This window comes from Pseudomonas sp. CFII68 (assembly GCF_000416195.1).
Taxonomy (GTDB): Bacteria; Pseudomonadota; Gammaproteobacteria; order Pseudomonadales; family Pseudomonadaceae; genus Aquipseudomonas; species Aquipseudomonas kilonensis.
The window spans coordinates 1-26,341 of the sequence record NZ_ATLN01000070.1 but is presented as its reverse complement, the minus strand read 5'-3'; the positions used below and the strand labels follow the sequence as shown (position 1 = coordinate 26,341).

15 protein-coding genes are annotated in these 26,341 nt (G+C 61.1%); 10 read left to right on the top strand and 5 right to left on the bottom strand.

Going from position 1 to position 26,341, the window contains the following annotated elements:
• The first annotated feature begins 38 nt into the window (after window positions 1-38).
• Together accB and accC are read left to right on the top strand one after the other, a co-directional pair.
• The gene (accB, locus tag CFII68_RS16545; RefSeq protein ID WP_018605714.1) at window positions 39-503 is read left to right on the top strand and encodes an acetyl-CoA carboxylase biotin carboxyl carrier protein; all 465 of its coding nucleotides are present in this window, start codon (window positions 39-41) and stop codon (window positions 501-503) included.
• Between the two features lie 17 nt (window positions 504-520).
• Window positions 521-1,876, top strand: coding sequence for an acetyl-CoA carboxylase biotin carboxylase subunit (accC, locus tag CFII68_RS16550; protein ID WP_018605713.1), 1,356 nt, complete (start codon window positions 521-523; stop codon window positions 1,874-1,876).
• Between the two features lie 80 nt (window positions 1,877-1,956).
• Here accC and CFII68_RS27680 read toward each other — a convergent pair whose 3' ends face one another.
• On the bottom strand, window positions 1,957-5,928 hold the full coding sequence (locus tag CFII68_RS27680; protein WP_018605711.1) for a dermonecrotic toxin domain-containing protein: 3,972 nt from the start codon (window positions 5,926-5,928) through the stop codon (window positions 1,957-1,959).
• Between the two features lie 193 nt (window positions 5,929-6,121).
• Here CFII68_RS27680 and prmA point away from each other — a divergent pair, with 193 nt between their 5' ends.
• From prmA to CFII68_RS16590, 7 genes are all read left to right on the top strand, one after another.
• Window positions 6,122-7,000, top strand: a complete 879-nt coding sequence (gene prmA, locus CFII68_RS16560; RefSeq protein ID WP_018605709.1) for a 50S ribosomal protein L11 methyltransferase — start codon at window positions 6,122-6,124, stop codon at window positions 6,998-7,000.
• A 30-nt stretch (window positions 7,001-7,030) separates the two neighbouring features.
• Complete coding sequence (locus CFII68_RS16565) at window positions 7,031-8,263, top strand: DUF3426 domain-containing protein (protein WP_018605708.1); 1,233 nt, start codon at window positions 7,031-7,033, stop codon at window positions 8,261-8,263.
• Window positions 8,264-8,448: 185 nt separating this feature from the next.
• On the top strand, window positions 8,449-9,456 hold the full coding sequence (dusB, locus tag CFII68_RS16570; RefSeq protein WP_018605706.1) for a tRNA dihydrouridine synthase DusB: 1,008 nt from the start codon (window positions 8,449-8,451) through the stop codon (window positions 9,454-9,456).
• A complete protein-coding gene (gene fis / locus CFII68_RS16575; protein ID WP_003186237.1) occupies window positions 9,453-9,773 on the top strand; it encodes a DNA-binding transcriptional regulator Fis in 321 nt (106 codons plus the stop codon). Before dusB ends, fis begins: the two co-directional genes overlap by 4 nt.
• Before the next feature lie 83 nt (window positions 9,774-9,856).
• Complete coding sequence (gene purH / locus CFII68_RS16580; RefSeq protein ID WP_018605695.1) at window positions 9,857-11,464, top strand: bifunctional phosphoribosylaminoimidazolecarboxamide formyltransferase/IMP cyclohydrolase; 1,608 nt, start codon at window positions 9,857-9,859, stop codon at window positions 11,462-11,464.
• 221 nt (window positions 11,465-11,685) lie between these two features.
• The gene (gene purD, locus CFII68_RS16585; RefSeq protein ID WP_018605693.1) at window positions 11,686-12,981 is read left to right on the top strand and encodes a phosphoribosylamine--glycine ligase; all 1,296 of its coding nucleotides are present in this window, start codon (window positions 11,686-11,688) and stop codon (window positions 12,979-12,981) included.
• Window positions 12,982-13,080: 99 nt separating this feature from the next.
• Window positions 13,081-15,855 carry a hybrid sensor histidine kinase/response regulator gene (locus CFII68_RS16590; protein WP_018605691.1) on the top strand — a complete coding sequence of 925 codons (2,775 nt, stop codon included), beginning with the start codon at window positions 13,081-13,083 and terminating at the stop codon, window positions 15,853-15,855.
• A 29-nt stretch (window positions 15,856-15,884) separates the two neighbouring features.
• Here CFII68_RS16590 and CFII68_RS16595 read toward each other — a convergent pair whose 3' ends face one another.
• From CFII68_RS16595 to CFII68_RS16605, 3 genes are all read right to left on the bottom strand, one after another.
• Window positions 15,885-16,418 carry a hypothetical protein gene (locus CFII68_RS16595; protein ID WP_018605688.1) on the bottom strand — a complete coding sequence of 178 codons (534 nt, stop codon included), beginning with the start codon at window positions 16,416-16,418 and terminating at the stop codon, window positions 15,885-15,887.
• Between the two features lie 98 nt (window positions 16,419-16,516).
• A complete protein-coding gene (locus CFII68_RS16600; RefSeq protein ID WP_018605685.1) occupies window positions 16,517-17,245 on the bottom strand; it encodes a hypothetical protein in 729 nt (242 codons plus the stop codon).
• Between the two features lie 59 nt (window positions 17,246-17,304).
• Entirely contained in the window at window positions 17,305-18,081 is a 777-nt protein-coding gene (locus CFII68_RS16605; protein ID WP_018605683.1) for a hypothetical protein, read from the bottom strand.
• A 246-nt stretch (window positions 18,082-18,327) separates the two neighbouring features.
• On the opposite strand from CFII68_RS16605, the gene CFII68_RS16610 reads away from it, so the two are divergent.
• Window positions 18,328-18,924 carry a MarC family protein gene (locus CFII68_RS16610; protein WP_014336378.1) on the top strand — a complete coding sequence of 199 codons (597 nt, stop codon included), beginning with the start codon at window positions 18,328-18,330 and terminating at the stop codon, window positions 18,922-18,924.
• Window positions 18,925-18,935: 11 nt separating this feature from the next.
• On the opposite strand, the gene CFII68_RS16615 is transcribed toward CFII68_RS16610, so the two are convergent.
• Window positions 18,936-25,994, bottom strand: coding sequence for a TcdA/TcdB pore-forming domain-containing protein (locus CFII68_RS16615; protein WP_018605680.1), 7,059 nt, complete (start codon window positions 25,992-25,994; stop codon window positions 18,936-18,938).
• Between the last annotated feature and the right edge of the window lie 347 nt (window positions 25,995-26,341).

The following is a 26,341-nucleotide window of genomic DNA, read 5'->3' as shown; positions in this document are numbered from 1 at the left end:
TTAAGCGCCCCTGACCGACCCTTGGGAGTTGATGATTCATGGATATCCGTAAAGTTAAGAAATTGATCGAATTGCTGGAAGAGTCCGGCATCGACGAGCTTGAGATCAAGGAAGGCGAAGAGTCCGTACGCATCAGCCGCCACAGCAAGACCCCGGCCCAGCAGTTCTATGCACCGGCACCGATGCATGCTCCAGCCGCCGCGCCTGCTCCAGCAGCAGCGCCGGTTGCCGCAGCAGCGCCAGCCGCACCGGCTGCGCCAGTGCTCAACGGCACTGTCGCCCGTTCGCCAATGGTGGGCACGTTCTATCGCAAGTCTTCGCCATCCTCGCCGTCCTTCGTTGAAGTCGGCCAGACCGTGAAGAAAGGCGACACCCTGTGCATCGTCGAAGCCATGAAGATGATGAACCACATCGAAGCTGAAACCAGCGGTGTGATCGAATCCATCCTCGTCGAAGACGGCCAGCCGGTTGAGTACGACCAACCGCTGTTCACCATCGTTTGAACCGCGGAGAGCCTTTGATGACTGCGAAGTTGGAAAAAGTTCTGATCGCTAACCGCGGTGAGATCGCCCTGCGGATTCTGCGTGCCTGCAAAGAGATGGGCATCAAGACCGTCGCCGTTTACTCCAAGGCCGACAAAGAACTGATGCACCTGGGCCTGGCGGACGAATCCGTCTGCATCGGTCCGGCGTCGGCTGCGCACTCCTACCTGCACATCCCGGCGATCATCGCCGCTGCCGAAGTGACCGGCGCCACCGCCATTCACCCTGGCTACGGCTTCCTGGCGGAAAACGCCGACTTCGCCGAACAGGTCGAAAACTCCGGTTTTGCCTTCATTGGCCCGAAAGCCGACACCATCCGCCTGATGGGCGACAAGGTCTCGGCCAAGCACGCCATGATTGCAGCGGGTGTGCCGACCGTTCCGGGTTCCGACGGCCCGCTGCCTGAAGACGAAGAAACCGCTTTGCGCATCGGTCGCGAAGTTGGTTATCCGGTGATCATCAAGGCCGCTGGCGGCGGTGGTGGTCGCGGCATGCGCGTGGTACACAAGGAAGAAGACCTGATTTCCTCGGCGAAACTGACCCGCTCCGAAGCTGGCGCGGCGTTTGGCAACCCGATGGTCTACCTGGAAAAATTCCTGACCAACCCACGTCACGTCGAAGTCCAGGTGCTGTCCGACGGCCAGGGCCATGCGATCCATCTGGGCGACCGCGATTGCTCGCTGCAACGTCGTCACCAGAAAGTCCTCGAAGAAGCGCCGGCACCGGGCATCGACGAGCAGGCTCGCGAAGAAGTCCTGGCGCGTTGCGTCAAGGCCTGCATCGACATCGGCTATCGCGGCGCCGGTACCTTCGAGTTCCTGTACGAGAACGGTCGTTTCTACTTCATCGAAATGAACACCCGTGTTCAGGTGGAGCACCCGGTTTCGGAAATGGTCACCGGTATCGACATCGTCAAGGAGATGCTCAGCATCGCCGCCGGCAACAAGCTGTCGTTTACCCAGGATGACGTGGTCATCCGCGGTCACTCGCTGGAATGCCGGATCAACGCCGAAGACCCGAAAACCTTCATGCCAAGCCCAGGCACGGTCAAGCATTTCCATGCCCCGGGCGGCAATGGCGTTCGCGTCGATTCGCACCTGTACAGCGGTTATGCCGTTCCGCCGAACTACGATTCGCTGATCGGCAAGCTGATCACCTACGGGGCGACCCGTGACGAAGCCATGGCGCGCATGCGCAATGCGCTGGACGAAATCGTGGTAGACGGGATCAAGACCAACATCCCGCTGCACCGCGACCTCGTACGTGACGAAGGCTTCTGCAAAGGCGGCGTCAACATCCATTACCTGGAACACAAGCTGGGCAACCAGCACTGATGCTTCAAGTGATGTGAAAAGACCCCGGTCCATTGGCCGGGGTCTTTTTTTGCCTGTCGTTCACGATGCAGGCAAGAACATCAGCTCAGCAGCACCGTAGAGAATTCCTGCAAGGCCAGTTGCGCCGCCGTCGCCGGCCGGCCCTGATGGGTGCGAACGGCACCGTTGGCATTGGCCACCAACGGTTCGCTGCGCATGCGCGTCATGAACCCGCGCGCACGTACCGATACCGGATCAGAGCCCTGCTTCGCCCTCGCCAGTACCGGTATGTAATAGCGCTCGATTTGTCCGCGGGAGGTCTTGAACACCGAAGTGACCCCATTGCGCAGATCCAGTGACACGCCATAGGTATTGCCGAGGCAGGAAGAATACGACCAGTGATCCCAGGTCGGTCGCAGCCCGTGTTGCCTCAGCACTGTCCTGACCGGCTCGCCGATGTCGGCCCCCGTCAGCCAGTCCCCACCCACCAGCGTGGCACGAATATCCTTGGGCGATCCCCCCAGGCGCCGCGTCACATCGCGAACACTGCGCTCGATCAGCGTGCGGATGTTGTGATCGAAATGAATGACCGCCCCGACCTTGGTGGTCGGGTTGTACAACGAAGCGATCACGCACGTTTGCGCATTCAGCGAGAACAGATAATTGTCCGCCGCCTCGCTGAACCTCGCCACCACGGCTTCGCCCTGCAACGCCCCCCTTGTCACGTCCGGGAAGACATGCCCGGGAAACGCCTCCCGCAGCTCCCCCACTCGCCCGAGGTTGCGCACATGGTCATTGCCGCCTCTCAAGCCAACCTTGTTATGGATCCATTTGCCATTCGCCAGCCTGCGGATGGGCAGCTTGTACAACGCGCCGGGACGCCTGGCATCCACCAGGCATAACCCGCCGAAGTAGGGATCCTCCATCACCTGGTAGTACCGGCCCTTGCTCCGGATGTAGTGAGCGCCTCGCGGTTGCGTTGCGCTGGGTGGGCTGCGATAGGTGCCAAAAAAAATCCCCTCCTCGGTCACCGGCTGCAAGTGCTCCGGTGTTCTGCTGACCGCCTGCTGCGGCTTCAGGCGTATGGGCGGGATCACCGGCCCAGCCTCTTTGGCGATGCCCGATGTCGCGCGCCTCAAGCGTTGAGCGGACAACGACAGCGGTTTCACCGCAAGCTTCAGGTTCCTGGCCGCGCGTCCTAGCAGCGTGGCCATGCTTGCGGCACCGAGCGTGGCGAACAGCGTCCCCCAGGTCGCGGCCAGCCAGTGGCCAAGCGCGCCTTCCGTGTCGCCCTGCCCATGCGCCTCGACCGCCTGCCCGGCACTGACCGCCACCAAGCCAATGTCCAGCAACAAGGCAAACGGGGGATAGACCATGCACACAGGAGCCGCCGCGAAGATCAGGCCCTTGAACACCTGATCCCTGATCATTTCGGCACGACTTGTGGTGATGTCCTCCACATCGGTGACAGCGCGCTCGATGCAGGCATCGAATTCAGCGCTGATGTCCACGACCCGATTGAATTCGCGCACTGTATCGACGCGCGTGCTCCCGCTCGCCAAAGCCACCAGCGAACGTCCTGCAGCGGCACGCGCGCTCAGTGCGACCCGCTCCAGTAGGTAATGATGCAGTTGCGCGGCGATGCTCCCGGAGAAATCCAGGTACTTGCGAAACAGGATCCCGTCCGGGGCGTCGGGTGTGTACAACCAGTAAAAAACCTTAGGGTCGAAGTAGGTGAAAACGTAGACCCCTTGTACGACATGACCGCCGACGGTCAACTTGATCACGCCTTCGCGCGTCACGGCAGCGCCGGGGTGCGTGGCGCTGTTCACTGGCCTCCCATCGCTCAGCAGCGTGACTTGCCGGGTGAGCCACTGGAATTCGTCGGTGGTCAACATCGACTTGCCATGGGCCACACGCAGGTCGCGATCCATTCGGGCCAACAGCATGTAGCGATATGCCTCGCGGCGTTTCGAATACTCAGGGTCCTTGGCATCGAGAAAGCTGGCGCGGATGTGCTTGGCATATCGCTCCCCCAGGTAAGCCACGCGGATGTATGACGCCAGTTCGGCGCTGCGAACCTGCTTCAAGTCCTGCCCGACAGAAGAACGCACCCCTTTTGCAGGGTCGTCGATATCCGAGTTGTGCTCGTATCCAAAAATGGCAAGGTCCAAGAGGCTGGCGGTTTTTTTCTCGGCTGCCAGCCCTGGGCTGTAGTCGATGAGCACAGTGGCCGGATCGACCGCTTCAAGCACCCCCTTGCTACGCAGGTACGGCGCAATCGAATGGGCGAAGGTGCGCTTGGCGAAGTCGATGAAGACTTCATAGTCGACCAGTTGGTCATCGAACACCTGCCGCTGAACCAGAAACGCCTGGTTCAAGCCGCTGATGTTGCGCCGGGACTCAAGCGGCAACGCCGAGTACCAGCGAGGCGACTCGTTCAGTTCCACTTGCGTCAGGTTATTGGCCAGGCCGGTCAAGACCGTGTTCTGAAGACCGGCCCTGAAACCGCTGACCGCCCCCCTGAGGTCTTTGCCCAGGTCCCACGAGGCTGGTTTTTCCGCCACGCCGGCAAAGTATTCCCGGGCTTGCCCATGATCGGTCGCAGAGAGTTGCTGCAGCAGATACTCGCGACCGGCTTCGTTTTGGGTCCAGGCACCGACCTCCCCGCTCAGCGCCCGAAGCGAGGTCAATTCGACCCATTCCTGGCCATCGGGCTTGCCGGGGGCATACAGCAGCAAGCCGCTGACGTCGTCGCCCAGGTCTTCGCGGTAGAACAGAAGAAGATCGGCACACTTCAGGCCATTGGGAAGCACAAGGCCGGCGATACGCCACACGCTGGCGGCTGGCGTCGCGACGTCACTCTCCCATTGGGCACGGAGAGCGTCATGGCCGGTCGCCGACAACTGGCCCGCACAACGCGCGATAAACGCACTGTGCTGCAGGCGCGCCAAAAACCAATCGAGCATGGCCTCTTTCAGGTCTGCCCGCTCATATCGGTCGGCCAGTGCTTGCAGGTACCCGGCAGGCGCATCGACGTTCGCCAACAATCGGCCAATGAAGGCTGGCGAAAGGGACTGGTTACGCAGCATGCCGCCATTTTCCACCAGGAACACCGACACCGCGTCCGGCCGTACCGGGCCTGCCGCCACCAGCTCACTCAGGCTGTAGGTGTGCACCGGCTGCCCCATCACCGTTCGCCACTGTAACTGCACGCGAATGCTGTCGGGTTCGACCACCATGTCCAATTCATCCCTGACATAGTCCCTGGCCAATTGCCGAGCGAAGGTCCGCAGCGAAACCAGGTCATCGACCAGTTCATCGACTTGTATCTGCGCCAGCGCGGCCTGGTTTTCAAGCGCCCGCAGCCGTTCACGATCCGGATTGCTCAAGCCCCGCAGCCAATGCGGCAATTGCAATCGCGCGAGCGCTCCAAGATCCCGCCGCTCACGGGTTGTTGCCAACGCGGTCAAGCGACTCGTCTGGCGCCAGGCGTCCTGGAGCTCTTCGATCTGTTCTCGCAATTCATCGACGTCCAGGCCGGCCAGATGGTCAGGCTGGAAAAGCCCGTCGACCGCTACCCCATGCTCATCAAGTTTTTTCCTGACCAACGCTTCGAGCGAGGCATCCTGCGACGCCATTCGCCAATGCCGTCGCAGATAGTCCTTGTAGTGACTGACAAACCTCAGCGCCGCACTTTCCACCGCCTGGGCAACGCACTCACGACGCTCGGGGGCGAACCCCAGGTCTACTCCCTCGGGCCAACGGTAGGGCAAATCCTGCTCTTCGTCATAAACCACAGGCGCCTGGTCGATCATGCGCTGCAACACCGTGTCGAGCAGGGTGTCGATGAAGTGTGGATCAATGTTGCCTTGGTGATAATGGGTGCGCAGCTCGACCAGCAGGCACTCTTCCAGCACCTCCAGCAAGCTCATCTGGGTTTGCAGTCGCGCGTCGATAGCCACTTGCCAACGCGTCAATTTCTCCAGGGTCACGTGTGCAGTCGCCGCCTGCGGGGAAGAGACCAGCCCCGTGCGCGCCATGTTGCTGTGCCGTTCGGCAGTGATGTCCATACACATTCCTCCCTGCTGTGTGGACCGGCACCTTATCCGCCCGGCGATACGCCCATGGCATACATATATATATCGAAACACCCACCCGGACGGCGCGAGACTCGCTTATCCACTTTGCCCGCGACCTGGCGTACACTGCGCGCCTTTGCAGCCCAGCGCTGCCCCCTGTAGAATTTTTTCAAAGGTGCCCGCCATGCCTTGGCTGCAAGTACGTCTGGCCATCAGCCCGGAACAAGCCGAAACCTACGAAGACGCGTTTCTTGAAGTGGGCGCCGTATCGGTAACCTTCATGGACGCCGAAGACCAGCCGATCTTCGAGCCGGAGCTCAATACCACCCCGCTGTGGTCCCACACCCACCTGCTGGCCCTGTTCGAAGGCGGCACCGAGGCGGCCAGCGTACTGGCCCATCTCGAGTTGCTGACCGGCAGCCCGCTGCCCGAGCATCACAGCGAAGTGATCGAGGACCAGGACTGGGAACGCAGCTGGATGGACAATTTCCAGCCGATGCGTTTCGGCCAGCGCCTGTGGATCGTCCCAAGCTGGCATGCCGCGCCAGAGCCGGAGGCGGTCAACCTGCTGCTGGACCCGGGCCTGGCGTTCGGCACCGGCACCCACCCGACCACCGCACTGTGTCTGGAATGGCTCGACGGCCAGGACCTGAAGGGCTGCAACGTGCTCGACTTCGGCTGCGGCTCGGGGATCCTGGCGATTGCCGCGCTCCTGCTGGGCGCCCGGGAAGCAGTCGGCACCGACATCGACGTCCAGGCCCTGGAAGCCTCCCGCGACAACGCCGGACGCAACAACATTGCCGAAGCCCTGTTCCCGCTGTACTTGCCGCAGGACTTGCCACAGGTCCAGGCCGACGTGCTGGTGGCCAACATCCTTGCCGGCCCGCTAGTGTCCCTGGCGCCGCAACTGTCGAGCCTGGTCAAGCCGGGCGGACGCCTGGCGCTGTCGGGCATCCTCGCTGAACAAGGTGAAGAAGTCGCCGCCGCTTATGCCGCGGACTTTGACCTGGACCCGATCGCCAATCGCGATGGCTGGGTGCGCATCACCGGACGTCGGCGCTAGAATGACCGCCTGTATCCACCGGATTGCCGCATGACTGACAGCTTCGTCACCCAGTGCCCGCATTGCCACACCCGTTTTCGCGTCAGCCATGCTCAATTGAGCGTGGCCCGCGGGGTGGTTCGTTGCGGCTCGTGCCTGCAGGTGTTCAATGCCGCACGACAGTTGCTGGAACAACGCACTGCCAAGCAAGCGGTGCCTCCCGTCGTGCCGCCCTCCAAGCCCGCCGCCGAAGCCCCGCCCCGGGCGATCAGCCAGAAACAATGGAGCGCCGCCGAGCTGGATCTGGATGACCTGGACAAGGAACTGGCGCGCCTGGAGCGGCGCGACAATCGCGCGCCGGGAAACACCGGCCGGCGCCGGGAAGACAACCTGAGCGCGCAACGCGACTCGCTCTCTGGCGAACAGCACGCCTGGGACGACAGCCTGTACAGCGAAACCCTGAGCGAACGCGCCGAAACCGTCCTCGATACCCCCTTCGAACCGTTCGAACCCCACGAACCGGTGCGGCCACCGCGTACCGAGCCGTCCCTGTCCCTGGCCCTCGAACCGCTGGAACCGGACGACGAACCGGTCGCCCCGCTCCACCTGGCGCCGGACGACGAGCCCGAGGAACACCTCGAACGCCTGTCCGCCACCGATGACCACGACCACGACGATGAGCCCGAGCGACCGCTGCCGCTGCGCAAGTCACGGGAACGCCAGGAGCCGGGAATACGCGCCGAAGCCCTCCACGACCTGGACGACGACCCGCTGCAACTGGACTGGCGCAAACGCCGCTCGCCCTGGGGCCGACGCATGTTATGGGGCCTGCTGATATTGCTCGCCGCCGCGGCCTTGGGCGGCCAGTACATCGCCTACCATTTCGAGGAACTGGCCCGTCAGGACCAGTACCGGCCATGGTTCCTGCAAATCTGCCCGACCATCGGCTGCGACGTACCGTCCAAGGTCGACATCGCCAAGATCAAGAGCAGCAACCTGGTGGTGCGCAGCCATCCGGAGTTCAGCGGTGCCCTGGTGGTGGACGCGATCATCTACAACCGTGCGCCCTTCTCCCAGCCTTTTCCGCTGCTGGAACTGCGCTTTGCCGACCTCAACGGACACCTGATCGCCAGCCGCCGCTTCAAGCCCGGGGAGTACCTGGGTGGCGATCTCCAGGACCGCGGCGAAATGCCGCCCCAGACGCCCATCCACATCGCACTGGATATCCTGGACCCTGGGCCCAAGGCGGTGAACTACAGCCTGAGCTTCCATTCCCCCGAATGAAACCGGCCAGGGTCGGCCGATTGACGGCAGCTTTCTGACTGACCCCACCCAGACCAAACCGCTGGCGATAACAAAATAGCTGTTCAGATTTTATCCAATTCGATCTTTATCCAGTCATCGAGAGCGGGTATCATGCCAACCCTTTTTCGAAGTCTCATGATCCGGCCCCACTTCAGGGAAGTCCTATGTCGGCGGTACGCATCGGCCCATATACATTGCAGAACGGCCTGGTTCTCGCCCCTATGGCGGGCGTCACCGACCAGCCCTTTCGTCAGCTGTGCAAGCGCTTGGGCGCAGGATTGGTGGTTTCGGAAATGGTCACCAGCGACATGAGTTTGTGGAACACCCGCAAATCGCGTCTGCGCATGATCCACGAAGGCGATCCCGAGCCCCGCTCGGTACAGATCGCCGGTGGCGACGCACAGATGCTGGCGGAGGCGGCCCGGGCGAACGTCGAGCTGGGGGCGCAGATCATCGACATCAACATGGGCTGCCCGGCAAAGAAGGTCTGCAACAAGGCCGCAGGCTCGGCACTGTTGAAAGATGAAACGCTGGTCACCGAGATCCTGCAGGCGGTCGTCGCCGCGGTCGATGTGCCGGTGACCCTGAAGATCCGCACCGGGTGGGACCGGGAGAACAAGAATGGCCTGGTGGTGGCGAAGATCGCCGAACAGGCGGGCATCACGGCGTTGGCGGTCCATGGCCGCACCCGTGCCGACCTGTACACCGGCGAAGCCGAGTACGACACCATCGCCGCGATCAAGCAGGCAGTGTCGATTCCGGTCTTTGCCAACGGCGACATCGATTCGCCCGAGAAGGCCCGGTACGTGCTCGACGCGACCGGTGCCGATGGCCTGTTGATCGGCCGGGCCGCCCAGGGGCGGCCATGGATTTTTCGTGAGATCGAACACTTCCTGCGCACCGGCGAAAAGCTCGCTGCGCCGCAGTTGTCCGAGGTGGAACGTATTCTGCTAGAGCATCTGGCCGCGCTACATGCCTTCTACGGAGAAGTCATGGGTGTACGCATTGCTCGCAAGCATGTGGGCTGGTATCTCGCAACCCTGCCGGGCGCCAGGGAGTTTCGCGCCCGTTTCAATCGTTTGGATGGTACACAAGCACAATGCGCCGACGTTCAGGCGTTCTTCGCTGAGCGTTACAAGAGCCTGACAGGGGACGAAGGGGTGGCCGCATGACGATGATGACCGAGACTTTAGTGAGTGGAACAACACCCGTGAGCGACAACGTGAATTTGAAACAGCACCTCAATACGCCCAGCGAAGAAGGCCAGACCCTTCGCGGGAGTGTCGAGAAGGCGCTGCACAATTATTTCGCCCACCTTGAGGGCGCTGCCGTCACGGATGTGTACAACCTGGTGCTTTCCGAAGTCGAGGCACCGCTGCTCGAAAGCGTGATGAACTACGTCAAGGGTAACCAGACCAAGGCCAGTGAGCTACTGGGCCTGAACCGCGGCACCCTGCGCAAGAAACTCAAGCAGTACGATCTGCTGTAAGCATTCAATCAAACCAGAAAGGCGCCCGCGTAAAAAACGGTCGCCTTTTTTGCTGACTTCCCTTGCTTTTGATGGAAATTGAAATGACCGACCAGACCACCCGCCTGCCGATCCGCCGCGCCTTGATCAGCGTCTCCGACAAGACCGGGATCCTCGAATTCGCCCGCGAGCTGCAACAGCTGGGCGTCGAGATTCTCTCCACCGGCGGGACCTTCAAGCTGCTGCAGGACAACGGCGTTGCCGCAGTGGAAGTCGCGGACTACACCGGTTTTGCAGAAATGATGGACGGTCGGGTCAAGACCCTGCACCCGAAAATCCACGGCGGGATCCTGGGTCGTCGCGGCATCGACGACGCCATCATGAACGAACACGGCATCAAGCCGATCGACCTGGTAGCGGTCAACCTCTACCCGTTCGAAGCCACCATCAACAAGCCCGGCTGCGACCTGCCGACTGCCATCGAGAACATCGACATCGGCGGCCCGACCATGGTCCGCTCGGCGGCCAAGAACCACAAAGACGTAGCCATCGTGGTCAACGCCAGCGACTACGCCAGCGTGCTGGACAACCTCAAGGCCGGTGGCCTGACCTACGCCCAGCGTTTCGACCTGATGCTCAAGGCCTTCGAACACACCGCCGCCTACGACGGCATGATCGCCAACTACATGGGCACCGTGAACCAGACTGCTGAAACCCTGTCGACCGAAGGCCGCAGCGAATTCCCGCGCACCTTCAACACCCAGTTCGTCAAGGCCCAGGAAATGCGCTACGGCGAGAACCCGCACCAGAGCGCGGCGTTCTACGTGGAAGCCAAGCCTGCCGAAGTCGGCATTGCCACCGCCACCCAGCTGCAAGGCAAGGAACTGTCGTTCAACAACGTGGCCGACACCGACGCCGCGCTGGAATGCGTGAAGAGCTTCGTCAAGCCTGCCTGCGTGATCGTCAAGCACGCCAACCCGTGCGGCGTGGCGGTGAGCCCGGACGCCGAGGGCGGCATCCGCCAGGCCTACGAACTGGCCTACGCCACCGACACCGAGTCGGCTTTCGGCGGCATCATCGCCTTCAACCGTGAGCTGGACGCCGAGACCGCCAAGGCCATCGTCGAGCGTCAGTTCGTCGAAGTGATCATCGCCCCGTCGGTCACCGAAGAAGCCCGCGCCATCGTTGCCGCCAAGGCCAACGTCCGCCTGCTGGCCTGCGGCCAATGGTCGGCCGACCGTGTGCCGGCCTGGGACTACAAGCGCGTCAACGGCGGCCTGCTGGTCCAGAGCCGCGACATCGGCATGATCGGCAGCGAAGACCTGAAAGTGGTGACCAAGCGCGCCCCGAGCGAGCAGGAAATCAACGACCTGATCTTCGCCTGGAAAGTCGCCAAGTACGTCAAGTCCAACGCCATCGTCTACGCCAAGAACCGCCAGACCATCGGTGTCGGCGCTGGCCAGATGAGCCGCGTGAACTCGGCCCGCATCGCCGCCATCAAGGCTGAACACGCCGGTTTGCAGGTACAAGGCGCGGTCATGGCTTCCGATGCGTTCTTCCCGTTCCGCGACGGCATCGACAACGCGGCCAAGGTCGGCATCACCGCCGTGATCCAGCCGGGTGGTTCGATGCGTGACAACGAAGTGATTGCCGCAGCCGATGAAGCCGGCATCGCCATGGTCTTTACTGGCATGCGCCACTTCCGTCACTGATACACCGACTCACTGTGGGAGCTGGGTGGGTGTGGGAGCAAGGCTCTGTGGGAGCAAGGCTTGCCCGCGATGCAGGCAACTCGGTCCATCAGGCAAACCGAGGTGATGCTATCGCGGGCAAGCCTTGCTCCCACACAAGACCAGCTCCCACACAAGCTCGCTCCCACAGAAAAGCATCTCTGCGATGCTCAACAGAATCAGCGTCATCCGAGGTTTTTGAAATGAATGTTTTGATCATTGGCAGCGGTGGCCGCGAACACGCCCTGGCCTGGAAAGTGGCTCAGGATCCACGCGTGCAGAAGGTTTTCGTGGCACCGGGCAATGCCGGCACCGCCATCGAAGCCAAATGCGAAAACGTCGCCATCGACGTGCTGGCCCTGGAACAACTGGCCGACTTCGCCGAGAAGAACGTCTCGCTGACCATCGTCGGCCCGGAAGTGCCGCTGGTCGCCGGTGTGGTCGATCTGTTCCGCGCCCGTGGCCTGGACTGCTTCGGCCCGACTGCCGGTGCCGCGCAGTTGGAAGGCTCGAAAGCGTTCACCAAGGATTTCCTGGCGCGTCACAAGATCCCGACCGCCGACTACCAGAACTTCACCGAAATCGAACCAGCCCTGGCGTACCTGCGCGAGAAAGGCGCACCGATCGTGATCAAGGCCGACGGCCTCGCTGCCGGTAAAGGCGTGATCGTTGCCATGACCCTGGCCGAAGCCGAAGACGCCGTGCGCGACATGCTCGCCGGCAATGCCTTTGGTGACGCCGGTTCCCGCGTGGTGATCGAAGAGTTCCTCGACGGCGAGGAAGCCAGCTTCATCGTCATGGTCGATGGCAAGAACGTCCTGCCAATGGCCACCAGCCAGGACCACAAGCGTGTCGGCGACGGCGACAGCGGCCCGAACACCGGCGGCATGGGTGCCTACTCCCCAGCCCCGGTGGTAACCGCCCAAGTACACCAACGCGTCATGGACCTGGTGATCTGGCCGACCGTACGCGGCATGGCCGAAGAAGGCAATGTCTACACCGGTTTCCTCTATGCTGGCCTGATGATCGACAAGGCTGGTAACCCAAAAGTCATCGAATTCAACTGCCGTTTCGGCGATCCTGAGACCCAGCCGGTGATGCTGCGCCTGCAATCGAGCCTGGTCCTGCTGGTCGAGGCCGCACTGGCCCAGGCACTGGACAAGGTCGAAGCCCAGTGGGATCCGCGCCCAAGCGTCGGTGTCGTACTGGCGGCTGGCGGTTACCCGGGCGACTATGCCAAGGGTAGCGCGATCCAGGGCCTGGACGCCGCGGCCCGCCTGGAAGGCAAGGTCTTCCATGCAGGCACGGCGTTGAAGGATGGGCAAGTGGTCACCGCCGGCGGTCGTGTGCTTTGCGCCACCGCCATGGGCGCCAGTGTCGACGACGCTCAGCAGCAGGCCTACAAGCTTGCCGCCGAGATCGACTGGGAAGGTTGCTTCTACCGCAAGGACATTGGCTACCGTGCCATTGCCCGCGAGCGTGGCGAAAATCTGGAATAACCCAGCCATTCAGCCAGGCAAGGGTCTGCGGCCCTTGCCTGACTGTTCCGGCGCCGCGCATAGTTATAATCTGGCATCAACCTACGAAGGGATTTCGCCGTGCGCTGGCTCAGGATTGCCATAGGCCTTACCGTCACCCTGCTGACGCTGCTCTGCATGCTCCCGGCCCAGGCCGCGCCAGGCAGTGGCTGGGCGGTATTGCTCGACGAACAGGGCGACCTGACGCTGAGCGACATCCGTTCCGCCCGCTACACCAATCAATTCAGCCCCATCGACCTCGACCGCCTCAAGGCCGCCGAGCCCGGCGGGGCATTGTGGTTGCGTTTCCGCCTGGCCCCCGACCGGCATGAACAGATCCTGCGCATCTTCGCGCCCGACCTGTCACGCCTGAACCTCTATGTGCTGGACGGCGACGCCCTGGTTGACCAACAAGTCAGCGGCAATGCCACGCCGCACACCGAACCGGCGGTACCGAGCAGCGATTTCATGCTGCCCCTGCCACGCAGCGACAAATCGCTGGACGTCTACCTGCGACTGTCCTCGCGCCATGAACTGCGCCCCTACATCACCTTGCAATCGGCCGTCGTGGCCGCGGCCGATCAGAACCAGACGCTGATCTATGGGTTGCTGTTCGGCTGCATCGCCATGCTGATCCTGCACAACCTCACCCGCTATGCCTACACCCGCTCACGCAGTTGCCTGTGGCTGGCAGCCTGTGAAGGGCTGCTGATGCTCAGCCTCGCACTGTTGCTGAACCTGGCCGGGCCCTGGCTGCCCAACTGGCCTGCCGTCCAGACACCCGGGGCCTACCTGGCTTTGTTGCTGACCGCGCCCTGCGGCCTGATGTTCGCCTACCGTTTCTTCGCGCCCCTGGGACCGCACCCGTTGAACCGGCTGCTGCTGGGGGACATCGTGTTCGTCATGCTGTGCAGCCTGTTGCTGTTGTTCGTCAATACGCTGCCACTCAATATCATGACTTATGCCCTGGTGGCCCTGGCCGGCCTGAGCATGTTGTTCGTCAGCGCCTGGCACTGGCAAAAGGGCTACCGCCCGGCCCGGTTGTTCGTCGCGGCCATGGTGGTATTCAACCTGGGCACGCTGATCATCCTTCCAGCCCTGCAAGGGCTCACGGAAGTGCCTCCCCAGGGTTTGATCATCACCCTGCTGGCCTTCATCTGCATCAGCGGCCTGTTGATGAGTGTCGCCCTGGGCGAACGCCAGCGCTCGATCAACGAAAGCCGGTTCAGCATCAGCCGCGACCTGGCGGCGAGCAATGCCGAGATCAATGCCAAGGCCGAGTTCCTGGCCAAGATCAGCCACGAGATCCGCACCCCGATGAACGGCGTGCTGGGCATGACCGAGCTGCTGCTGGGTACGCCGTTGTCGGTCAAGCAACGCGACTACGTGCAGACGATCCACAGCGCCGGCAATGAACTGCTGACCCTTATCAACGAGATCCTCGACATCTCCCGGCTCGAATCCGGGCAGATCGAACTGGACGACGTGCAGTTCGACCTCAATGCACTGATCGAGGATTGCCTGAGTATCTTCCGGGCCAAGGCCGAACAGCAGAATGTCGAGCTGATCAGTTTCATCCAGCCCCAGGTGCCGCGCGTGATCAGCGGTGACCCGACGCGGCTGCGCCAGGCGCTGCTGAGCCTGCTGGAAAACGCCCTGAAGAAGACCGACGAGGGCGAAGTGCTGATCGTCGTCGCCCTCGACGAGCGCAGCAATCAGCCGCGCCTGCGCATCGCCGTGCAGGACAGCGGGACGCCGATGGACGCCGAAGAGCGCGACACGCTGATGCACGCCGAGCTGCACAGCAAGAATTTCCTCTCGGCCACGCGCCTGGGCGGCAACCTGGGCCTGGTCATCGCCCGTCAGTTGATCGTGCTGATGCACGGGGAATTCGGCATCAAAAGCGGCAGCAACCAGGGCAGTACCCTGTGGCTGACCCTGCCGCTGGACCCGGATCGCCTCGAACACCCGACTTCCGACCTCGATGGCCCGTTGCAAGGGGCGCGGGTATTGATCGTCGACGACAACGACACCTGCCGCAAAGTACTGGTGCAACAGTGCAGCGCGTGGGGCCTGAACGTCAGTGCGGTGCCATCGGGCAAGGAAGCCCTGGCGCTGCTGCGCACCAAGGCGCACCTGCGCGATTATTTCGACGTGGTGTTGCTGGACCAGAACATGCCAGGCATGACCGGCATGCAACTGGCGGCCAAGATCAAGGAAGACCCGAGCCTGAACCACGACATCCTGTTGATCATGCTCACCGGTATCAGCAATGCGCCGAGCAAGATCGTGGCACGCAACAGCGGGGTCAAGCGCATCCTCGCCAAACCGGTGGCCGGCTATACCCTCAAGACCACCCTGGCGGACGAGCTGAACCAGCGCAACCGGGGCCAGGCGACGAATGTGCAGGTGAACGCCGGCCCTCCCCTCCCGGTGAAGGTGCCGAGCGATTTCCGCATCCTGGTGGCCGAGGACAACAGCATTTCCACCAAGGTCATCCGCGGCATGCTCGGCAAGCTCAACCTGCAACCCGACACTGCCAGCAACGGCGAAGAAGCCCTCAAGGCCATGAAGGAGCAGCGCTACGACCTGGTCCTGATGGACTGCGAGATGCCGATCCTCGACGGGTTTTCCGCCACCCAGCAATTGCGCGCCTGGGAAATGGGCAACCAGCGGACCCGCACTCCCGTGGTGGCGCTCACTGCGCACATCCTGGCCGAGCACAAGGAACGCGCCCGCCAGGCCGGGATGGACGGCCACATGGCCAAGCCGGTGGAGCTGTCGCAGTTGCGTGAGCTGATCGAACACTGGGTGGCCCAGCGCGATCAGCAAAAACCGACTGCATCGACTTATTGAACCGAGCCAAGCCTGCGGGAGAGCACGCCTCAGAGTTCCAGGGCGCTGAGGTAGGCGGATGTTTGGGACATCACCGAACGTTTTACCTTTTCCCTGAAGGTGGCGTAGTACAGCGTATTGAAGTTGATGACGGTCATTTGCTCGACGCTGTTGCGCACCCAGTCGCCGCGCTCGATGAACAAGAATCGAGACGTCTGTCGACGCAGCTGGAACTGGCAGTGATAGACACCCATTTCAATTCGATGGGTGCCGTTCGGCACACAGGGAATCATCTGGAAAATGCCCGTGTCGCGCGACAGGCTGGTTGATTCGAACAGCTCGAGCGCTTTGAGATTGCTCTCCAATGCCACCAACGCACCACTGGCCGGGGCGTGAAAAGCTTCGCCAAGACGAGCCTCGATATGTTGTGTCGCTCCCACCCCCATCGGACCTTCAATGACCGGCAGCGTCTGCGGGCGCGGTACGTCCCAGCCCAGGAATCTGAGCTGATTGCAGTAATAGTCGAACCAGTGACCAGACAACCCGTCGCGATAGGCCGCCCAGGTGGCCCGTTGCGCATACATCGTGCTCAAGTACACATCTTCCCGATGGGAATCAGGTAGACCGGCGGCGAACGAAACGACACTGCCACCAACGACTGCGGCAGATGGAATCGGCCCCCTCATCTGCAGACCTCTTCGGCAGGAAGAACATCTGAATCATCGATCGCCTTGGTGATATCGGCAATGTTGTCGCCGACGAAAGCCGCAACCTTACGGGCGATAACCTCACGGGCAGGCGCGAACAATGTTTCGCTCAGTTGCATGCGGACGTAACGCGCTGACACACAACCGTCAATATCCTTGCCATCAAAGCCTTGCCGCCAAGGGTTGGCATCGATTGATTTCCCTGTGTTGAACTGCAAACAGATACCGGTCATCGAAACAGGGCTGTGCGCCACGATCACCAACAAGCGCACGGGGCTGGACGATGAAGGGCTCTGCGGCGGATCAGGTTCGTTGTGTTTTTGCATATGCTTGCGCAGGATACTCAGCGCTGGCAGCGAGCCGGGTAACGCTGCGACACGGTCCAACACCGCCATGATCTGCTGTTGCTGATCCGGACGATCGTCCAAGGGTATTGCTGCAACCCACTCCAATGGCGAGCTGGTCCCTTCTTGTTTCGGTAGCAGGTCCTTTCGCCGCTTGGCACCTGATATCCAGGCGACTCTCAGGACGTCCATATAACTACCGTACCAATCAGCGTTTGGTATGCGTTGCAGATTTTTGTTAGCCACCAATTGCGCGAGCAAGACCGAGTTCATCAGGTCGTCAACTGCTGCGTCCCGCACAATGGAGGGAACTAAAACAATCGCCGCCGCGTTAACAAAAACCGAATATGCCTTGTCCATGCTTTTATTCCTCTTAAAAAAAAGCAACCGACCCTCCGGCTGCCTTATTGAAATGAAGCTTAGATTTCGTATTCTTCGATCTTGCTTACGGCATGATTACCCAACCTGCCAATAATGATGCCCCGGGTGCGCTCGACAATACTCGGCACTTTCCTGAAAACCGACTCACCTTTATACAACTTCACTTCGCGACTGCTCCAATCTGCAAACAGGACCTGGGTCGCGCTGTTGCGCCGGATAAAGCGCACGGTGCCAAGCAACATGCTGACTTCACCATCAATCTCGACGCAGGTACCGGCCGCCATTCCGCCCACCCCATGTTCCAGCAGGTTTCGCTCAAAAAGAGTCAGCGTCTTTTCTTTCTTCTGCAAGGCAGTAATCGCACTGTCAGCGACCTTCAACAGCAACGCCGAAGCCGCGCTTCCGAGGGCAATACCCGACACTACGGACGCGAGGATGTCCAACACCAGTTTGTCCATCCGCACAGTGTTACCGGCGATGCTCAGGTCATCATAGAACCGCTGGGTAGCGACCCAACCGGCGTTCGTCATGACTTCAACAAACTTGTAGTACCACTCTCGCCCTTGGGATTCGAGAGGGAATTGCCTGTTGGCGACCAGGGAAGCAAAGAGAAAAGCATGCTGCGCGTCCTCTTGATGCTGGGGAGAAAGACCACCGGCGAACGCCAGGATGCCTTCACCGACAACCGATCCCTTCGCAGGGGGCTCGATATCACCCGAATACAACGAGCGGGGACTGACATCGGGATAAATATCATAACTTTCCAGACGCGCCACACAGGCGGCCACACTGCTATCACACACTTCAAAACTCATAAGTTACTCCTTAAGTTATAAAGCAAGTCACTCCATGACCTGCGACCCCACACTAACCAACTCAATCAGGCACAACAACACCTGACTTGTAACTTCAAAATAAAAGTCAACCCAGCAACATTAATAAAACAAAGTCAAAACAACCCTTCGAATAAAAAACGTCCCGCCATTACATCCAATCAAATGCCGACAGTCGATTCAGAGGCTGATAGACTCCAGCGATGTCTTTCGCAATGAGTCTGAACCATGCTCCACGTGCTATTCAGCGTGTACCTCAAGATGCTGGTGCTCTATAGCCCCTTCTTCGTGCTGTCGTGTTTTATCGGGCTGACTCGCGGCTATTCGCGCAAGGAACAACGCCGCCTGGCCTGGAAGGTCGCGACCGCGACGCTGGTCTCCAGCGTGTTGCTGTATTTGTTCGGACGGGTGATTTTCAGCGTGTTCGGCATCACCGTGGACGCCTTCCGTATCGGCGCCGGCAGTGTGCTGTTCATTTCGGCACTGGGCATGGCCCAGGGCAAGTCGGCCGTACAGACCGACAACGTGCAGCAGGACGTGACCATCGTCCCACTGACCATTCCGTTGACCGTCGGCCCCGGCACCATCGGCGCCCTGCTGGTGATGGGTGTGAGCCAGCCGCACTGGGACGACAAACTCATGGCCATCATCAGCATCGCCCTGGCGAGCTTCACCGTCGGTGTCGTGCTCTACCTGTCCAGCCGTATCGAACGAATCCTCGGCGACCAGGGCTTGCAGATCGTCAGCCGCCTGATGGGGCTGTTTGTCTGCGCCTTGGCGGCGCAGATCATTTTTACCGGGGTGAGGGGCTACCTGGTCCCCTGAAGGGGGACCGCCTAGCCTTCGACCGGCGCTGACGCCTGCAGCTCTTTCAGGGTTGCACTGCCGACCCCTCCCAGGTCCCGTAACCGTGCCACCAACGTCGACACCGGGCGGGCCTGCGCAGCGTTGAAGCCCAGGCATATTTCACCGCGCAAGTCCGGATCGGCGGAACACACATCACGCAAGATCAGGCAGTGTTCACTGTCCGGATCGACAATGACCAGATGCGCCTGGACAATCTCGAACACGAGTTTTCCAGGCTCATCGAATGCCCAGATCAATGTGCTTGCCGTGGCGGGTGGCTCACCCAGGGCATGTCGACAGTCGACAATGACCGAGTCCAGTTTCAGCCACTCCGTCTTCGTCAAATGACACGTCACTGCGCCTTGGCCCAAGCGCAGGATCAACGTATTGACCTCATCGGGAATCAGCGGCAAGAGATCGCGGCCGACCTTCGCCCCTTCGACGACCAGCACCTGGGCGTTGCGCTGGACATAATCGAACGGCCCGATGCTGCGCTTGTCCGGATAGATGAGCACCCGCCCATCCTGATGCTTGTGCAGCAGCACGTTGACCTGAGCCTGAGTGCCGAGCAAGGTAAAGTTCCTGGGCAGGTTTTGGCCGGTCACCCGCAGCAGCCGGGCACTTTGCACGTCATACCATTGCAGGCTTCCAGGCTCGGATTCCACCGACACGAACTCCGTATGCTGCGCTTGCTCCAGCAGGCGCTGGAGGGCTTCGACCAGACGTTCGCCCTGGGCGCTCACCCAGTCGTGGTTGACCCCAGTGATGGTCCCCGCTTCCTGATAACGCAGCGCCAGCGACACGCCGTCCACGCGGGTCCCGCGCAAGCCGCTGCCCTCAAGCGTGACCTCGGCAAACCGCCAGCTCGCCCACTCCCGTTGATACGCCGGCAGGCTGTCGCCCGGCAACAATTGCGAGCCAGTGCCGAATGCCTGGTCAAGCCGCTGCGGGTCGAAGAATGCCTGGTTCAATACTTCACCGCTCGACCGATCGAACAACCAGACCGACTGGTTATCGGGCGTCACGCCAAGCAAGCGAACTTCCTTGTCGAGTCCCGGATCGCACAACAACAATCGGCTGTTCACGTACCAGGCACACAGGTTGCCGTCACCGGCAACGTTGCGCAGACCGGCAATGGCAAAATCCTTGCCCGGGTAGCGCGTGGCCAACGGCTCGAGCGCCTGCCACCACCGGGCACGCCCCTTGAGCCACTGTTCGCTCACGCCAGCAAATTGCAACGTCTCTTGCGCGCCCAGGTTGAAAAACAGCCCGTTTTCATCGAGCGCCACATACCCCCCGTCGACGGCCAGGATCTGCTTGAGCCCCTCAGGCTGCACCCATTGCTGGGTCCACAGCGCCCTACCGTCGTACACGCTGCGCTGCAGTCGGCAGAGCGTCTGGTTGGAGGTCACTCGCTGGTAAACGAAGAACACATCGCTGTCGTCGGCCATCGGCAATAGCATCACCCCGTCCAGGTTCTTGATCGAGTCATCCCAGCCACGGGGATGAGAACTGGCGGGTTGCGCAAGGATCAGCCGTCGATCGCTGCTGCGTACCCACGCCAGGTCTCGGGAGTCGGGCGCAATCGTCCAGCAGATCGAAACGTACGAAGCCGGTTGCCAATCGACGGTCGTCGCCCCGTTATTCGAAGGCCCGGGGGGCAGCCGCAGAACGTCGCCCAGTACGGACGACCACTCGGGCAGGGTATCGGTGGTCAGCAGCAGCGCCTGCAGTTGTGGCGCAGTGTCGTAAGTGACGGAACTCAACAGCAATTGCCCGTCATGAATCAGGTAGCGGTATTGCCGGACGGTTTGATCATTGAGGCGGTATTCCTGCACCACATGAATCACCCCCTGCGCATCCGCTTCCAGGCTGCGAATGGTGCTTTGCCCCTCCTGGAGCAGTAACAGGTAGCGACACTTGAGCAAACCCGTGGCGCAATCCGTCTGCCAGATCTGGAACCCGTCGGGATCGTAGAAATACGCAGACGTGCCCATGACGACCGACAGCTGCGGCTCGCCGAGCACAGCCATGTCGTCGCGGATATAGAGAAAGCGGTCTTCGCCCCCGTCATACCAGGCCGTGGTGTAGCGCAGTTGCCGGGGATCCTCGAACGGGATCAGATAGTGATGGATCGGCGTATAGGGCAGCGCCAATCGATGCTCGCGCGCCAGGGCCGTGTAGTGGTCAAGCAGCGCCTGCTCATCGAGCCCCTCGGGCGCCGTCTGCTCGATCAGATCCAGTTGGCGCTTGTCCCCGGTGACGCTGAACAATTGATCAGCGGTACGGATCAGCACTTCCTGCCGGCCGCCGGAACGCGTGACATGGACGGAGCCGATGTACAGTTCGCCGGAAGACTCGACACGGATATCACTCTCATTGGCCCAGGTTGCCTGCAACACCCAGCGGCAATACGTCTGGTTCGGTGCAACAAGGCTGATATCGACCCCGGGATTGAGCGTCACGGTACAGCGCGCACCCGCGCCCCTGAGCCGATAGGACAACTTTCCATGCCAGGCTTCTGGCAGCACGGGAATCACCAGTGTCCGCTCCAGCGCATCCAGGTTCACCCGGATGACCGTTTCGCCATACACCGGACTCAGGCGATTGAGAATGTAGTCGGACGGAAACGAATAGAACGAGAACAAGAACAGCCAGGTGCCGTCCGCTTGCCTCTTCTCCAGCCGCCGGGCCGTGTCGAAGCCGCGATCATGGCGCCAGCGAGCAAAGGGCAGCGCCTTGTATTCATAGCCGTAAGTGGTTTGCGGCGTGCAGGGCAGCACGATGGGTTGTCCGGCCGGCGGGACGAATCCGATCCGTCCGGGCAGCCCCAGTTCTTGACGGATGTCGATCGCCCGCGCCTCATCGGGATCGAAGCCCGGCACACCAAAATGATCATGCAGGGGATACAGCTTCGGACTGTCGAGCTGCAATGTCCCCTCCGCCAGGTCGATGCTTCTGACGATCAGTGAAGGCCGTGCCACCCACGCGGCCAGCGTGTGATCGTAGTGGTAGCCGTCACCACGATAGGCCTGTTCCAGCTCATCGAAAAACTGACCGACGTCCCGCGCCTGCTGCGCGATGCTGGCAAACCCCTGGGCCAGGGCGGCCACCCCGACGGCCACCCCACCCAGAATCACACCCGCACCGCCAAGCACCGCCGCAGCGGTAGACGCCCCGGCCAACCCCGCGCCAACGCCGCCCGCCGTCAAGGCCAGGCTGGCAGAGTCGAATGTCAGCTGGGTACCGAATTGAGCTTTTTCGATGCCGGTTTGCGCGGTCTTCAACTGATAGATATCAAAGCCGACATTGGCCAGCCCCAACACCGCGCCGACGCCCTCGTTGGCCGCATGCCCCAGCGCCTGACCAACGACCGGGGCACACGTGCCGGCAATGAGCCGTTCTTCCGCCAGGGCGGTGCGAGCCAACTGCACCAGCCCCGCCACATCCACGACATTGCCGTGCGCCAACTGCGCGTAGTTGACGTAGGCATGCAAGCGCACGGCAGTGGTCAACGTTCGGTCATCCCCTTCCCGCCCGCGCAAGGCGTTCATCAAGGCCTGGATGGTGAAGCCTGCGTTGAGGGTATGGACACTGCCGGCCTCGGTCGGATCCACGACGCCACCGGTCTGCACAGGTTGGCGGGCCAGGGTCGAGAACTGTTCCGACAACCAGTTCTTGATCCGCAGCAGGCGATGATCGTCACTGAGCACGCGGACCTGCTGTTGCGGTTGCGCGGGATCGATCAAGCTCACTCGGTATTGGCCTTCGGGCGTGATCTCCAGCGTTTCGAACAAGGGCACCAGCGGCGTCGGCGAGTCATGCAGCGCCTGCAAACCGACCGTTGCCTGGGCGATCTGCTGTCCCCACCAATGGCTGTCCAACGCCAGCAAACTGCTGCCCAGGTGCGAATTGTCGACCAGGGATTTTCCATAGGCCCTGTTCAAGCGCTGGCGAATCTCAAGCGCCGGTTTTCCTGGCAAGGGATCGGGCTTGAGCAGGTGCTCCACCGTGAAACCGTCAGACAGTTCCAAGGTCGAGATCTTGGCGCTGTGCAGGTCGATCAGATCGAATTGCGGTCGAGTTTCAGAACCATAGGCGGCGTAATAGCGGGCCATGCCCTCGGTCTGGAAAAAGTGTTCCAGCGCACGTTGCAGCCCGTCCACATGGTCGAATTTGCACAGGCCAAAATTGGGGTCGAAAAAATGATAGCTGGCGCGTTCTCCGCTGGCGGTCTTGGCCACCAGCATCGAATGGTTGTCCGAGTTGAGCATCAGCGTACGGGGCGCGACGTGTCTTTCGAGTGCGGCAGTGATCTGGTCCAGGCTCGCCTGGCCAAGCCGCGTACCCACCTCGCCCAGCGACACGTCCCGCAGAGCTTCCAGGCTTTGCACAAAGGCCTGGGAGTCGGCTTGTCCGGGTTCGAGTACTGCCAGGAAGAAGCGCTCGCGCAAGTGCCCGGAGGCGACGTCACCCTGGGCAAGCGCTGCACTCATCACCAACGCCAAGGGATAGCAGCGCCCACCAATCGCCTCGCCATCGCCGTTGAGCAGCAAATCCTGGGGGACCATTTGCACACCGGTGTGGCCGAATCCGTCCAGCACCTGCCCGGAGCGTTCGACCACTTGGAGGCGATGCTCAAGGGTTGCCACCTTCTGGATCCGTGCGACATGACGCCCCCACTGGAACAGCGTCCGCGCCTGTTTCAAAGCGGTTTTCTTCAGCGCCAGCGCGCTGTCGGACGGCAGCGGCACATCCGCCAAATCGCTCGCCAGGCCGCTCATGAACCCTGGCGCCTTGCGCTTGAACAATTGCCGCTCGATGACCGCGTAACGGCCGGCCACAGCCTGTTCGGCAACGCTGTTGGCCAGGTTCTCCAGCGCGCTGGTAGCCGCGTTGAAATGCGGGTTATCCAGAGTCTCCAAGCCGAGCAACACGCCCAGCGACAACCTTTGCACAGGGCTGGCCTCAATGACGCGCCGCAAGCCGCTGGCAATCTCGCCCAGTACGTCGTCGATCCCCAGGCTTTGCATCTTTGCGTCGCTCAGGAACACCGGAACCAGTTCATCGGCAGGCTGCTGCCGGATACGCTGGCGATCATCGAAGCTCAACGGCAGCGGCTTGTCGAAGCGAATCTCACCATCGTGGCCCCGGCTCATCGCCTCGATGAACGGCTCACCGAGCCCCTCGACCAATCGCTCCAGGAGATCGGTCAGCAGCACGGCTCGGCCTTCGATCAGCGGCCAGCCCTGTTGGAACTCAACGGTCGAATGCTTGAGCAACTGGGCGATGTCGCCGCTGTAGCGCGTGCGGTACTGACCTTCACGCCAGCGTGCCTGCTCGTCGGTGACCCATTTTTCGGGTTGGTTGCCATTTTCTTTCCAGGAGTGATCCTGCTCTTCTTCTGTGGCGCCGTTCACCGTCAGGTGAGGGGCTATGCCTGCCTCCTTGTGCAAGGTGCTGGCAACTTCCGCGCTCAAGTGTGTGTTCGCGTAGTCGGCCATGCCGTCGCGCATGGCGCCGGGGCCCGTCAGATGGACGGTGCCTTCACTCTCGAAGCGAATGCCGTCACCAAAGTGGGTGGCTACGGCCGATATCCGCGCGATCGCCCTGAGCACCTCGCCCATCGGCAGACGGCTCAGCGGTCCATGGTTTTTTTCGAAGACTTCTTCCACCAGACCCAACATGCCGGCCACGTCGCTCAATGCAACATCGCGCTGGGCGGCCAGTTGGACCGACGCTTCAATCAACTCGTGATTGGCGCGCAGACGATCGATCACGCTTTCAAGCATCTCAGCGCCCGGATGGGCCATCAGGAAGGCATTGGATAACGACATTTCCATGCTCAAGGCCCGCAGCGCGAAAGGTCGGGCCAACCGCTCCGTCGGCAATGCGAAGACCTCGCTCACGCTTGGCCGGCCTTGCGCGAACGCTTGCAGTGCCGGCAGATGCTCGGCAGGAATATGCACCCGATAAAGGGAGGAGGCCTGGCGACCCGGCATCCATCCGGGGTTCTCGTTCAGCAGCAATTGCAGGGTGCCCAGGCGGGCATCATCGCTAAACCCGCTGATGTCGACGCCGCCCAGGGTTGTCGATAACGGTGGAAGGTGGTCGATGTCGGTATAACTGCCACCTTCGGCAAACAGGACTTCAGCGCGCACCACATCCGAGGCTGCCGCCATATTGCCGAGCAAGCGCATCTGCCGGTCATAGACCTCCTGCAATTGCAGCGAAACTGCGCCGCCGGCAAGATCGCGCAACTTGAAGCCGTCCATGTCCAGGACACTGCGCCGATTGCGTTCCAATTGTTGGCGCAGCACTTGCGTATCCTGACCGTAGGCGCGGGCCAGTAAATCGATCCGGGCCTCATCGGCGGATCCGCCATTCGTCACCGCGGTATTAATATGGGCCTGCATCTGTTGTTTCAGAACCAGGGCATGTTCGTTGTACAGGGCACCCAACTCGATTTCACTAATACGCACATCTACGTCGTGTAAAAAAACATTGGCCTTGGCGGCCTCGACAATAAGCTTATTGGTTTGCCAGGCCAGCAGTGCATCGCTGTCATACCAAAGATTCAGGGTATAACCCTGCCGGGCCAACACCTGTCGCCATACATTGAGGTAATCGCGCTGAATGTCGCCAAGGCCACCGCCGAGCCAGACGAAGTGCAACGTCCTGGGCACCTCCGCGGGCAACTTTTTCATCTGCTCGGCACTGAACTGAAGGCGCGCTTCATGCTGTTCGACTTTGTCGTATATCTGCGCAAGATCAATCCCCGCCCTGGCAGGGCCAGAGATATGTGTCTCCTGGCTGCGCTTGACCCTGCGCGTGCCCACCAGCTTGGCGAGCGTCTGCTTCAAGAGCCCCAGTGGCTCGAGCAGCCTGTGGGAATCCGGCATGCCGATACAGGCAAAGTAATAACGGATGACCGCGTCGTAGTGCTCATTGTTCTTGTAGGGCAACAGTGCCCGTTCGAGGTCGGCCAGTTTGAAAAGGCTGATGAAGCCGAGCGCACTGTCGCCTGTCTTGATGTTTGCTTCCTGCATAAAAAGACACTCCTTGGCCTGTTCCATTAAAAACAGGCCTATAACAACGCCGCCGCCAGCACGTGTTCTGGCGAGCTATTGATTCAATTTAATATTTTGCAACCTGGCGACATCTAAAACGTTTGCCAAGCACTGACAAGCGCACACCGACAACTTATCAGGCACGCAAACTAACGCTTGAAAACCAACAACTCAAACGGGAAGGTTTTCAATGCATTTCAAAGAAGAGTCAAGACTGCAACTTGCTATTTTATTTATACGGGCGACAACTAAAGCGAAAGAATCGAATGCACGGTCCTGAGGGCGATGTTTCTCTGTCGTTGTTGGCACAGCATGCTGTGACCACG